The following is a 12436-nucleotide window of genomic DNA, read 5'->3' as shown; positions in this document are numbered from 1 at the left end:
CTTGAAACAGCTTCTATCGCCCACGGCGGCGACCAAGGCTGTTGCTGTCACAGGTCCGACGCCTTCGATTTTGCCGAGCCGCTGGCACTGCTCACTCGTACGAAGATTTCCCTTAGCCTACCCGATCGTCGGAGACCTTGCGCCACTGCGTTCGCGCGGCCTCTGAGACCTGACGCCAGCTCCTGAATTTTATCCAAAATCATTTGCCATTTGCAGGATCTCTCTCGACGGGGTCCCATAACTCACGAGCCTCACATCAAGTCCGAAACCTGACATCATGGTTAGTGCTCGCCGGATAGCTGCGTTGATCCATTCAGCTTCGTTACCAAAGACTCCTCCGCCGAGGGATGTGAGCAGGACAACGTTCGATGCACCCCGCTTTTTGTTCAGTACAGCGGCCAACATCGTGGCTTCGTAGGCTGCATCCAAAACCAGCGATGCGAACGGCTTCCAGTGCGCCGACGACACTCCGGTGTAAGCTACAGGAAGAGCCGAGCAAAAAGCCTGCGAGACTATCGGCCGAAGCTCTCCTTCGGCATCGGTGACTTCGACATCGCGGTGTATCCCGATGCACAGTTTGCCCCGCAGCATATCGATCTGTTCGGATTGTAGGGCCCCGAGGTACGCCGCAATGGCGTCGAGTCCGGCGCGGGTGCATATCGCGTAGCCATTTTGCATGCGCCATAAAGATGAGACTGGCCTATTCAAGGCCGCAGAAAAAAACTCGCCGAGATCGGCCAATCCATCGAGCTGCCGTATTGCTGTCTGGCCGTAGCTGCCATCCACCATTGCAAAGTAGTTACGGTAGATCGTGGCCGCACCGGCAGCGATCGCACACGCTGGGCCTTGAGTACGATCGTGTTGATAGCGAGTAACGCCCTGCTCCGGCGTTACCTCGGGCCCAATCATTTCCAGAAGGTTGAACTGGGAGGCGACTTGGAACAAAGCACCAGCGTTCTCGGGAAACTGATGCATATGACGGACGTCTCCGGTCACCAGACTTACCTTGAGCCGCCCGGGCAACGCGTCAGCGGATGCAACCCTCTCGCGCAGAGCCTGCAGCGACACCAACTCAAGTTCTCCGATACGATAGCTTCTCCCGTTTACCAGCGATTTCAGCTGGCCGCCTTCTACCTTGAGCTTGACTCGTGTGTCGTCGTAGCCTGCTTCGCGAAATCCCGTAAGCGTTTCGAACCAGTCCATTGACGACTCCCACGATCAATTACGCGCGGCGCTGATGCCTCGGACGAAACGTTCTTGTTCACTAGTCTCGATCGCGCCTGGCCGCACCGCGCGTACACGTGCGATCGCCGTCTCTGGCTCCATGCCAAGTTCGATCAAGAGTCGTGCCGCCATCGTACCGGCTCGTCCGAGTCCACCCCGGCAATGGACCAGAACGTCGGAGCCGCTGCGCAGGATCGAGCGCAACTCTTCACCGGCCACAACCCACTCCCTCTCGAATCGCTCGTCCGGAATCGACACGTCAACAATTGGAAGATGGAACCACAATATATTCCGCCGCGATATTTCTTCGCCGAGACGTTCCACTCTCAGCAGCACCAGCTCCTTTGGCTCCAGAAGTGTGACAACCGCGGCTGCGCCCCAATCCCGGATCCCGTCGAGATCAAGCGCGAGATCGCGAACCCACTCACCGGTCATCGCGTGCCGATCACACTTTCCTGGGCAGAAAGTCATTCCAACCCTTCCCAATTCGGGCCCAGAACTTACGACCGCGATCTGCAGGGGGTGCGTCAAAGAGGTTCTTTTCATTTAAAATCTCCATTCCTGCCGGGCCGCACGGTGGGGTCGAAAAAGTGGGATGCAAGGCGCCCCTCAAAACCCCGCCCGGGTCGACCAATCATGAAGGCTCAAAAACGGCACGGACAAAAGACAAATCATATTGGCGACCGAACTAAACTGCGCCGCATCCGACTGAGCAACCTTCTGCAATCCGCTTTTGAACGCGGATTACAGTTGCTGCGTGCCAATTCCCACCGATTGGCGTGGCTATCTTGCGCTCATTCAGTGCCGTGGCGATAGCTCGCGCGGATCGGCCCGTGAGTTCGGTGAAGATCGGACGCAACTGCTCAGCGCGTTCCTTGGCCTCGTCGCGGTTCTGGATGCCCTTGGCGTTCAGTCCGCCCAGCTTGACACCCTGGGCTTTCTTGGCCGCCAGCGCGTCCCTGGTACGACGAGAAATCATGGCGCGCTCTTTTTCAGCCAACGCGGCGTAGAGATGCAACATGAACGGGTCGGCGTCAGCGCCCAACTCTGCGGCGATGAACGGCGTCTTGTGCGCCATTAGCCCGCTAATGAAGTGAACGTCTCGGCTCAGCCGATCGAGCTTGGCAACAATGATCGGCGATTTGAGCTTCCGAGCCGCCTTCAGCGCCGCCGCGAGTTGCGGTCGGCGATCGAGGGCATCCGCCCCCTTACCGGTTTCGACCTCCTTGAAGGTCTGGATTAGGTCGTAGCCCTCGGCTTCGGCGAACCGGGCCAGCGCCGCTTGCTGGGCCTCGAGTCCAAGGCCCGATTTCCCCTGTCGCACGGTCGAAACGCGAATGTACGCAATTGCGGTTTTGGTCATGAGACTAATCCTCAAATGTACAACACGGCAACCGGCGCTGGCGTGTTACAATCGTGCTAACATACTGTAATTGAATGGCTTTTGGTAGTATTTTTACCAGGTAGGCGAGGCCCTACAAGCCCCCTCAGGGCGGTGGCAGATTTTCGGCGGAAGTCGCAAAAGCAGCACGTGCGGGGGCCGCCGCACCGGCAGGAGGCCTCTGGCTGGCGACGGCCACTTGGACCGGGCCCGGAGGCCGGTTGCTGGCGCCACTGGCGCTGCGAATCCGAGGTTGCCCACGTGGGCCCCCGTGGCCGAGCCAGACGCTGTATGGGGCCGATCCAGCTCATCGCAGCAGCGCCGTCGTTACCTACTGTTTGGCTTGTCGCTACACCCACTCCATGCTGGTGCCGTAGGCCAGCTCGTCGACGGGCCAGCAGCACATGGCCACGGCGTCCGCGAGGTTGGGACTGCGCGTGCCCTCAGGCTGCTTGTCGGATCACGAGCCGCATGCGCGTGCCCTTAGCCGCGTGTCACTAACGATATCCATTCGGCGTAGGCCGCAGGATCACCGGGGGTCGAGCGTCAATCAATTGTCCGAAGATTAAACATGCGGGTGGTTCTGGCGAGCAACTGCAGCAGGGCCAGTACAATCAATCTGCGGCCTTCGAGTACAGCGGCTCGCCAGTATCGTTGTCGATGATGACGAGTGGCTTCGTGCTGGCGGGCAATGCGCGGAGGTGGTTGTAGTACTCGGCCAGCTCTTCCTGCGTCATGGCCGTCTCGGCCTTGGCTTTGATGGTGTGCTCAAGGTTGCCGCCAACGCTCACCTTGGCCTCCAGGGGCAGCAGACGACCGAGCAAGCTGGCGAACACTTCAGGCCGTTTGTCTGCGAGGTACTTGAGGTAACCGACGAGGTCCTTGGTCTTCGAGTGCACGCTGTTCTCGGCCGCGAGGATGATTGCTTCCTTCAGCTCGCGTGTTACCCTATTCTGCGTGCCCTTTTGACGGCCACCGAAGCGTTGGCCCTTCCTCGGAATCTTTAAGCTGGCTGTATGGCCACGGGGCATCGTGTATCGCCTTTCTATCCTCTAACTTAGCTGCCACGCTCGGCTTCGTAGTCAGCAGCTTCCTTGCCGAGAGTCTCGTAGCCATCATAGCCGTCGCATTGCATCGCCTATGAACGTGGGTTGCTGGAAACGGCGCCACCACCACAATATTCGATCGGCCCGCCAGGTTAAGCCGCCGTGCCGCTCGCCCCAGGCCTCGGGCTCGTTGCGGCAGGGTGCCATGGGAGCGCCTTGGCCCGCGGCCCTTGGGTAAGCGCTGGCCGGGGCCGCCAGCCCGGTTGCGCGCGCCGCTGGTGCGACGAAGCGTCATGGTTGCCCCTTTACCGATCGCCATGTGAGAAGCGCCGATATGCCCTGCTAGGTCGCCGGGCAGGGCAGACCTGCGCGGGGCCGCCCGCATGGTCTTGCCAACTTCGTGTACCGCTAGGCCACGGGCGCGGGGCCAAAGTGCTTTGGTCGCATGGGGGTACGCTACTACGCACGCGCACATGGGAATCTTGCCTAAGACGCCCGCGCACGCAGCAATGTTGTGGTGTTGTAGTGTTATCGTGTCCGCGTATGTGCATGTAAACACTAACTCTCTGCTACACCACTGCTACAACACTACAACAGGGCGCGGCGCCCCCGTATGCCCGACTACAACACTGCAGTGTTGTAGTAACTCCCTTACGCGCATTCACGAGTGATCAAATCGCCGGTTCCGGCATGTTAGGCGCATCTAGTTCCGGAGCCTCCTCGACAGCATCGCTGGGCACCCACCAGCACCGTTTGCGATAGTTCTTGATGGTGAGGTTTTGCGGCTCCCCACCTAGCGCCCTGATCCACGTGGCGATCTCCTTGCGGTCCACCTTGCGCATCCCCTCCCTCTCGAGAAATGTAGCCACTGCAGCCATCGTGAAGTAGCGCCGCCTGCTTTCCTCGTCCTCCCATGGTGCCCCGCGCAGCAGGTCGTCTCTCTCCTTGCCGCGCATTCGGTTCGTCAGAAACGTTTCGAGCAACTCCCTGAAGTGGCCCTGGCGCGTGGTGTCCTCGTCCGCCTGCTTTTCGGTCAGCTTCGGCATGACCTCTCTCAGTGTATTGAGCCATATGGCCTGTTTCACCGCCGGAAAAACCGTGTTGAGTTGCTTGAAACACTGGATCACGAACCGTCGATATTCGACGATGTCCCGCGGGTCCGTTATCCTCATTGTGACATTGCTGCCTCGGATGGTTACGTTCCAATAAGGTTCGTCTGAATTGATCTTCTCCAAGCTGACGATACAAGGGATATCGCCGATGTCCTGTTCTGCGCCTATAATGGCCTTCAGCTTTGCGATTGATGGCTTGGTCATGCCGCCACCTCGCCGCTGAGCAGCCGCCGATACAACGCGCGCCAGCCGCGGTCGTGCTGATCTGCTTGCCAGAAGATAGTTTCGACCTTGATCGACCGGATTTTGCGGAAGTCTCTCCACTTGCGCTCGCAGGCTCTGGCCTCGTACTTCAACGACTCCCGCGACCACTCATCGAACAGCACATAACCGGCATCGCCCAGCCCATCGTAGATGGCTGCACCAACCCGATACCAGAGATCGTAGTCGTCGCTGGGAATGACGGACAGTGCGACCTTGATCTTCAGTTCAAGATCCTCTGCCGAAATCGGCGCGTAAACCGGTGGATTGTCTTCGGGACAGAACGAAACTCCCTTCCCAGCGTCTTTCAGCAGAATGGCTCGTAACTTTGGATCAAGTACGATGGCCTTCAGGACGTGACGTCTTACTGCCACGAGATCGAGCAGCCACCGGGGCGCGTCTGCGATGAGAGCGTGGTTGATCCATCTGTACTCGCCGCGCTTAGGCCGCACCGACGGCGGAGCGATGACGAAACCACCGTCGCCCCGAACGTCGATGCCCGGCCCGAGTTTGGAGGCACTGCATGGTATCGTGATGTCGGGTGGCTGCTTGAAATAGTAGTGCCTAGAACCGGTCGGCGATTCGGCCATGCGTGTCCGTGGCAAAGCGCCGTGCTGCACTTCGAGCCGAATGAGACTCTCGCGACCATCGTGATCGTGCCCGTCTGGCGTATCGACGTCGATTACGAAGAGCCCATTGGCTGCCCCAGTAGGCAAGCCAATTGCCGCGCCGGGCCAACGCCGCCAATACTCGCGTATCTCATCCGGGTTCTTGGTGAAGCCCCATGGATTGCCGTTGCTTTGGTCGGCCGACGTGTGGCCGAGCTTCTGTTGCCCTGCAAATTTCGCGGGGAACACGAAATAGCCGCGCTTTGCGTGGTCCAGCGCGGCGGCAACGAGCCCCTTCATGACTGATATCCGTTATCGCGGAGCCACTGTTGAATGCGCAGCACGGTTGAACACGTCTTAGAACCATAAGTAGACGCGCGGACGTCACCGTTAGCCGTGATGCGTAGTTCGACTCTCTGTTCGCAATCTGGGCACCAGTACAACCATCGCCCGTCTTCGCTCTGCTCAAAGCGGCCCAGTTTGCGAGCCGCAGATTCTAATCTTGCGGCATTCTGCGCGTTGCAAAACGCAGCAACCTCTTGCGACATGCGACAAGCGTCCCAAATAGCGTCATTGCCAGATCGACCTTGGTGGTCGGGGTGTGCGCCGCTTGTCGCCCTCGTAACCTTACTCGTCTCCCTGATTAAACTAGTTCCGCGGGTTCGTTTCCTTTGGGTCATCTCAATCATCCTGAGTCTCTGCGAAAGAAAACATGTGCGTTCACTGGCGACGCACATTCGTCGCGCGCAGAATTCTGGTACCAGCCGTTCTCGCAAGTGAGCTTTCGCGACCGAGTGGCGCGAGGCGCTTTGATCTCACCGTTTCAAATCATTGTCTTACGCCGCCTCGTTGGCGCGCTTGGCCAGACGGTGTATCTGCCAAGCCACGAGATCGGCCTCCAACCAAGCCACGGCGCGACCAGCATCGCTTAGGGATATTGGCCGGGGAAATTCCCCCTTCTTAATCAACTCGTCGATCTGCGTCCGACGCAGGCCGACGTATTTCGGCAGTTCGCTGCGTCGATAAAGCCGATTAAGGTGGGGATGCACTTCATTCATCTGCATTGCTCCGTTGGTAACGCCCGACGGCGTTTGCCGGGGGAGCATTATTAAAGTGCAATCGCGCCTGCGAAGCGCGCTACCTAGATGGATGACCTAAAACGCAAAACATCGGCAAAAAGACTAGCTGCAAAGAGTGGCGCCGGATGGCTCATTGAACCATTGGAACGTACGCTAGCGGTTACTCCGCCAGCTTCTGAGCTTATCCTCGTCTACGCCATTGCGCCGCGCAGCAATTTCCAGAGCGGTTGGCGGCTGACGTTCACTACGATTCATCTTTCCAAAGCGGCGTTTCCAGATAGCCCGGATGCGATCCATATCCTGAGCTGCGTCTGAAAGGGCATCGCGCTCTAGCGGAGAAAAATCGCTCGGGCGCGATTCTCCCCGCTTTCTTCCTCGATTGTTCTTTTTTCCTTTAGGTGGCGGACTGTGCACAAGTTGCCACAGTTGTCGCAGAGCAAATCGAGAGCTTTGCAGATCGTTACCTATCAATTGGATAAGAACATCGAAGCTTGGGGCTTCGTCAGCTTCAATGCCCATGGCCAAGGCAAGCTTTCTTTCGTTAGCGCTTGCCTTATGGCCTCGAATGGCGCGGATAATCCGTCCGCGCAACCACGTGTCACTCGAATCTTTCGAGACCGCATTGTTGTAATTGTCATCATTCATCACCTCCAATTCAGACTGCAAATCGGAGGCGGTGGGCTCATAGAGCAAGTCCAGTTGCTCGTTCGTCCATTGTTCCAGGAGCCTTTGGTCTTTCTTGCTTTGACAGTTCCAGCGGGGCAGTTCGCCTCTTGTTGCGTTCATGGCGCGCGCAGAGGCATGATGTTATCGTGCCTCCCAACGGAAGGCGTCGCACAGTAGGTCGCCCAGTCAGTCATTAGTTTTCGACGTTTTTCAAACAGGTCGCCGCGCCGATAGGCGGCCTCGACCTTATTCCCAATCACATGGGCGAGCGCCATTTCGACAACGTGATTAGGATAGCCGGTCCGCTCCGCCGCCCAATCCCGGAAGGTAGACCGGAAGCCATGGACAGTAATTTCGAACCGATCCATTCGTTTCAGAACACCGGCCATTGCCATGTTTGAGATCGGAACGCCCTTGCGCCCACCGGGGAATACAAAACCGTCTTCGCGCGGCAGAGCCTTCAAGATTTCAAGAGAGCGGCCGCTCAGCGGCACGCGATGTTCTTTATTGGCCTTCATTCGCACGGCCGGGATGGTCCAGAGCTTCGCATCCAGATCGATCTCCGACCACCGACTTCCGATAATTTCACCAGTGCGGCTGGCGGTGAGGATCGCGAACTCCAATGCCCGCGCGGCTATGCCCTCGCGAGTTGCGAGCTGCGCCATAAAATCGGGTACTTCAACAAACGGCAGCGCCGCGTGATGCTCGACCTTGGCAATTGTGTTGCGGGCGGGTAGGGCATGGAGCAAGTTGCCGCCCCAGGCAGCTGGATTTTCTCCCGTCCGATAACCGCGTGTCTTCGCGAAATCGAGAACGGCTTCAATCCGGCCACGCACTCGGCTCGCCGTCTCGGTCTTGGTGTACCAGATCGGTTCGATCGCCTTGAGGACGAGCGCCTTGTCTATCGCGGCGACGGGCATATTTCCTAGCGCCGGGTACGCGTACATCTTCATCGTCGAGAGAAATTGCGCGCTGTGTTTTGCGTTATTCCACTTGCGTGAATGAAACTTGTAATATTGCTCCGCGCATTCCTTGAAGATGACATTCGCCGCAGCGGCGAGGGTTTTCTCCAAGATCTTCTTAGCGAGTTCATCCTTGCGGGCATCGATTGGGTCGATCCCGTCCTTCAGCAGCTGCCGCGCCTTGCGGGCGCGCTCGCGGGCCTCGTCCAACGTGAAGTCATCGGCCGGTCCCAGCCCCATCGCCCGCTCGCGACCGCCGCGCTCATAGCGTAGCAGCCACGAGCGGGCGCCGGTTGGCGTGACCTGCAGGTAGAGGCCCTTGCCGTCGCCGTAGCGGCCCGGCTCAGTGAGCTTCGCGATCTGCCTCGTGGTCAATGCCATAGGATCTATTTCCTAGATCGTAAACCCCCGGCTGGACTCCCGGCTCGGTCGTAGCGGTGCATACCGACCAATATTGGGTGAAAACGGGCAAGAACAAGTGAGGAAATCCCTGCGGCGCAAGGCTTTTCAAGCCTAGCCCACCGGGCCATTTCGAGCCTCTTCGGACGTTGCGGGGTACTAAAAAGGCGGCCACTCTCTCCGCCATCAGCCCCGTGTCCGCTCCAATTGCCGCTGTCCAAATGGCGGCGTCAAAACCCGGTCGCGATGCGGCAACCTGGCCGCAGTTTATTCCATCATTCAACCAGTACATGCGTCGTGGGAAAAGCCCCAAAGGTGCATGAGCGTCTCTCGCGCGCCTTCGGCCGCCACAACGCGTCGTGAAGTCGCGCCATGCAGAAACGCGCCTGTACACGGTGGCGTGACCTCCATAACTTCCGCGGCGCAATGTGAGGAGATGCGACGTGGCGAAGAAGACGGCGACCAGGAAGAAATCTGCTGCGAAGAAAGCAGCGAAGACCTCCAGCAAGACAAGCGCCGTTCGCAAGGGCAAGGTCGCGAAGGCTGCAACCAAGCCGGTCAAGCAGGCAGCTCCGCGCAAATCATCGGCACCACGCCGCCCAAAAGGCCCGGCCTGGCAATGGTCGGCGGTCGAGACCGCAGCCGCCATCCGCTCCAGCGCCATCTCGGCGGTCGAGACCGTCGAGGCGCATCTCGAGCGGATGCGGGCCGTCAATCCGCGACTGAACGCGGTTGTCGTCGATCTCTCTGAGGAGGCGCTGGCCGCGGCGCATGCGGCCGACAAGCGGCGCGCGAAGGGCGGCGAGCTCGGCCTTCTGCACGGCGTACCGATCACGATCAAGGAGAACGTCGACTACGAGGGCCGTCCGAACTTCAATGGCGTCCCCGCCAACAAGGACCTCATCGCGCCGTCGGATTCGCCGGTGGTGCGCAACCTGAAGAAGGCTGGCGCGATCATCATCGGCCTCACCAACACGCCGGAATTCTCCTTCCGCGGCTTCACCGACAATCCCCTGCACGGGCTGACGCTCAATCCCTGGGATCCCAATATCACCTGCGGCGGCTCCTCGGGCGGTGCGGGTTCGGCGGTCGCCGCCGGCATAGGCACCATCGCGCACGGCAACGACATCGGCGGCTCGCTGCGCTGGCCGGCGCATTGCAACGGCGTTGCGACCATCAAGGACGCAGGGACGTATTCCGGCCTTCAACGCAAGCGCAACCGCCGAGCGGCCGATGCTGGCGCATCTGATGTCGGCGCAGGGGCCGCTCGCCCGCCACGTCGCCGACGTCAGGCTCGCGCTGGAGGTGATGAGCCAGCGCGATCCGCGCGATCCCTGGTGGGTACCGGCGCCGCTGGTCGGGCCGAAGCCGAAGGGGCCGATCAAGGTCGCGCTCGCCAGGATTCCTGAAGACATGGACGTCGATCCGCACGTCGCGGCGGCGTTGCGTCAGGCCGCCGATCACCTGGAGCGTTCCGGCTATCGCGTCAGCGAGGTCGATGTGCCCGACATCGACGGCGTCTGGCAGACCTGGTGCGACATCATCACCAACGAGACGATGGTGATGCAGGAGGCCGGCATGCTGAAGGTGACGTCGGAAGACTTCCACAAGGCGTGGGGCGGCATGAAAGCCAAGGCCAACGTGCTCGACCTCAAGGCCTGGATGCAGGCGACCGCCGCGCGCAACGGCCACATTCGCGCCTGGCAATTGTTCTTCGAGGAGTATCCGGTGGTGCTGGCACCGACCACGGTGAAGCCGACGCCTAGCCCGCGCGAGGACACTGTCAGCCCCCAGCGCGTGCGCGAGATTTTCTGGGGCGAGATCCGCTTCATCTCCGCGATCAACGTGCTGGGCCTGCCGGGCGCCGTGGTGCCGGTGACGCTGCACGATGGCCAGCCGATCGGCGTGCAGCTCATTGCCGGGCGCTATCGCGAGGATCTCGCGCTCGATGCAGCGGCCGCGATCGAGAAGCGCGCCGGCGTGCTCGCCCATCGGCTGTGGGAACAGATGGACTGATAGGGCAGCGAAGTTGTTTCCCTCTCCCCTTGTGGGAGAGGGTGGCTCGCCGCGCAGCGGCGAGACGGGTGAGGGGTCTCTCTCCGCTAACGCAAGCTTGGCCGTATGGATAGAGACCCCTCATCCGGCGCTTCGCGCCACCTTCTCCCACAAGGGGAGAAGGGAGTGCAGCGTGTTCGCTGCCGCCAACCGCAAAACTTCATTAATCCAATTTGACTTGAATTTTAGCCAATTCCCCAACAACCGTTAGGGTTACTTCCTCGATCTCTAGACGAATTATTGTCCGCTTTACCACCCGCCTCTAACAGAGGGACGGCGGACAACGCACATGCCTCATACAGGCCAATAAGTGCGGCCCGCTCCACGCGGAGGTGGCACGATGCGCAACGAGACGATCGCTATTCACGCCGGCTACGAGCCCGAAGCCACCACGCACGCGGTTGCCGTGCCGATCTACCAGACCGCGGCCTACGCCTTCGACAGCGCCGATCACGGCGCGGCGCTCTTCAATCTCGAGACCGAAGGCTATCGCTACAGCCGCATCGCCAATCCGACCAGCGCGGTGCTGGAAAAGCGTATCGCGGAGCTCGAGGGCGGCGTCGGCGCGCTTGCGGTCGCGACCGGGCAGGCCGCGCTGCATTTCGCCTTCGTCAACGTCGCCGATCACGGCGGCAACATCGTTTCCGTGCCGCAGCTCTATGGCACCACGCATACGCTGCTCTCGCACATCCTGCCGCGGCAGGGCATCACCGGCCGCTTCGCCGAGAGCGACAAGCCCGAGGCAATCGAAAGGCTGATCGACGAGAACACCCGCGCCGTGTTCGCCGAAACCATCGGCAATCCCGCCGGCAATGTCTGCGACATCGAAGCACTGGCGAAGGTCGCCCACGCCCACGGCGTGCCGCTGATCGTCGACAATACCGTTGCAACGCCCATCCTGCTCAAGCCGTTCGATTACGGCGCCGACATCGCCGTGCATTCGCTGACCAAGTTTCTGGGCGGTCACGGCACCACGCTCGGCGGCGCCATCGTCGACTCCGGAAATTTCCCCTGGGCCAAGCACGCCGACCGCTTCCCCGGTTACAACAAGCCGGATGCCTCCTATCACGGCCTCGTCTATGCCGAGCGCTTCGGCCGCACAGCCTATATCGAGCGCGCGCGCAGCATCTATCAGCGCACCATGGGTTCGGTGCTGTCGCCGTTCAACGCCTTCCTGCTGCTCCAGGGCATCGAAACCGTCGCGCTGCGCATGGAGCGCCACTGCGAAAACGCCCGCAAGGTCGCCGAATTCCTGCGCAAGGATCCGCGCGTGGCCTGGGTCAACTACACCGGCTTCCCGGACAGTCCCTATTATCCGCTGGTGCAGAAATATCTCGACGGCAACGCCTCGTCGCTGTTCACCTTCGGCATCAAGGGCGGCATGGAAGCCGGCAAGTCCTTCTACGATGCGCTGAAGCTGATCACGCGCCTCGTCAATATCGGCGATGCCAAGTCGCTGGCCTGCCATCCGGCCTCGACCACGCACCGGCAGATGTCGGCGGAGCAGCAGCGGGTCGCCGGCGTTTTGCCGGAAACGATCCGCTTGTCGATCGGCATCGAGCATTGCCAGGACATCATCGAGGACCTCGATCAGGCACTGGAAAAGGCCTGCCCGTCCGCGCGCCTCCAGGCCGCGGAGTAGG

At 60.3% G+C, this 12436-nt stretch carries 11 protein-coding genes and 1 pseudogene; 2 read left to right on the top strand and 10 right to left on the bottom strand.

Going from position 1 to position 12436, the window contains the following annotated elements:
- The 10 genes from IVB36_RS05930 to IVB36_RS05885 form a co-directional block, all read right to left on the bottom strand.
- A partial coding sequence (locus IVB36_RS05930; protein WP_247390867.1) for a hypothetical protein occupies positions 1 to 51 on the bottom strand: 51 nt, incomplete at its 3' end.
- A 138-nt stretch (positions 52 to 189) separates the two neighbouring features.
- Positions 190 to 1203, bottom strand: coding sequence for a hypothetical protein (locus tag IVB36_RS05925; protein WP_247390865.1), 1014 nt, complete (start codon positions 1201 to 1203; stop codon positions 190 to 192).
- A gap of 15 nt (positions 1204 to 1218) precedes the next feature.
- A complete protein-coding gene (locus IVB36_RS05920) occupies positions 1219 to 1770 on the bottom strand; it encodes a cyclin-dependent kinase inhibitor 3 family protein (RefSeq protein WP_247390863.1) in 552 nt (183 codons plus the stop codon).
- A 142-nt stretch (positions 1771 to 1912) separates the two neighbouring features.
- Positions 1913 to 2587, bottom strand: coding sequence for a recombinase family protein (locus IVB36_RS05915; RefSeq protein WP_247390861.1), 675 nt, complete (start codon positions 2585 to 2587; stop codon positions 1913 to 1915).
- A 632-nt stretch (positions 2588 to 3219) separates the two neighbouring features.
- Entirely contained in the window at positions 3220 to 3636 is a 417-nt protein-coding gene (locus IVB36_RS05910; protein WP_247390859.1) for a hypothetical protein, read from the bottom strand.
- 686 nt (positions 3637 to 4322) lie between these two features.
- Positions 4323 to 4967: a hypothetical protein gene (locus IVB36_RS05905; RefSeq protein WP_247390858.1), complete on the bottom strand. Its 645-nt coding sequence runs from the start codon at positions 4965 to 4967 to the stop codon at positions 4323 to 4325.
- Entirely contained in the window at positions 4964 to 5932 is a 969-nt protein-coding gene (locus IVB36_RS05900; protein WP_247390857.1) for a bifunctional DNA primase/polymerase, read from the bottom strand. Before IVB36_RS05900 ends, IVB36_RS05905 begins: the two co-directional genes overlap by 4 nt.
- A gap of 536 nt (positions 5933 to 6468) precedes the next feature.
- Positions 6469 to 6690 carry an AlpA family phage regulatory protein gene (locus IVB36_RS05895; protein WP_247390856.1) on the bottom strand — a complete coding sequence of 74 codons (222 nt, stop codon included), beginning with the start codon at positions 6688 to 6690 and terminating at the stop codon, positions 6469 to 6471.
- Positions 6691 to 6864: 174 nt separating this feature from the next.
- A complete protein-coding gene (locus tag IVB36_RS05890; protein ID WP_247390855.1) occupies positions 6865 to 7497 on the bottom strand; it encodes a hypothetical protein in 633 nt (210 codons plus the stop codon).
- Positions 7494 to 8720, bottom strand: a complete 1227-nt coding sequence (locus IVB36_RS05885; protein WP_247390854.1) for a site-specific integrase — start codon at positions 8718 to 8720, stop codon at positions 7494 to 7496. Before IVB36_RS05885 ends, IVB36_RS05890 begins: the two co-directional genes overlap by 4 nt.
- Before the next feature lie 461 nt (positions 8721 to 9181).
- Between IVB36_RS05885 and IVB36_RS05880 the strand changes: the two are divergent.
- A pseudogene (locus IVB36_RS05880) lies at positions 9182 to 10754 on the top strand (amidase family protein).
- A gap of 379 nt (positions 10755 to 11133) precedes the next feature.
- The gene (locus IVB36_RS05875; protein WP_085348411.1) at positions 11134 to 12435 is read left to right on the top strand and encodes an O-acetylhomoserine aminocarboxypropyltransferase/cysteine synthase family protein; all 1302 of its coding nucleotides are present in this window, start codon (positions 11134 to 11136) and stop codon (positions 12433 to 12435) included.
- The last annotated feature ends 1 nt before the right edge of the window (position 12436 follow it).

Source organism: Bradyrhizobium sp. 35 (assembly GCF_023073215.1).
GTDB lineage: Bacteria > Pseudomonadota > Alphaproteobacteria > Rhizobiales > Xanthobacteraceae > Bradyrhizobium > Bradyrhizobium canariense_D.
This window is presented reverse-complemented; position numbering and strand designations above follow the sequence as displayed.

Coding starts and splice junctions, on each gene's coding strand:
- IVB36_RS05900 (WP_247390857.1), bottom strand. CDS start 5,932: ATGAAGGGGCTCGTTGCCGCCGCGCTGGACCACGCAAAGCGCGGCTAT.
- IVB36_RS05910 (WP_247390859.1), bottom strand. CDS start 3,636: ATGCCCCGTGGCCATACAGCCAGCTTAAAGATTCCGAGGAAGGGCCAA.
- IVB36_RS05875 (WP_085348411.1), top strand. CDS start 11,134: ATGCGCAACGAGACGATCGCTATTCACGCCGGCTACGAGCCCGAAGCC.
- IVB36_RS05895 (WP_247390856.1), bottom strand. CDS start 6,690: ATGAATGAAGTGCATCCCCACCTTAATCGGCTTTATCGACGCAGCGAA.
- IVB36_RS05905 (WP_247390858.1), bottom strand. CDS start 4,967: ATGACCAAGCCATCAATCGCAAAGCTGAAGGCCATTATAGGCGCAGAA.
- IVB36_RS05925 (WP_247390865.1), bottom strand. CDS start 1,203: ATGGACTGGTTCGAAACGCTTACGGGATTTCGCGAAGCAGGCTACGAC.
- IVB36_RS05885 (WP_247390854.1), bottom strand. CDS start 8,720: ATGGCATTGACCACGAGGCAGATCGCGAAGCTCACTGAGCCGGGCCGC.
- IVB36_RS05890 (WP_247390855.1), bottom strand. CDS start 7,497: ATGAACGCAACAAGAGGCGAACTGCCCCGCTGGAACTGTCAAAGCAAG.
- IVB36_RS05915 (WP_247390861.1), bottom strand. CDS start 2,587: ATGACCAAAACCGCAATTGCGTACATTCGCGTTTCGACCGTGCGACAG.
- IVB36_RS05920 (WP_247390863.1), bottom strand. CDS start 1,770: ATGAAAAGAACCTCTTTGACGCACCCCCTGCAGATCGCGGTCGTAAGT.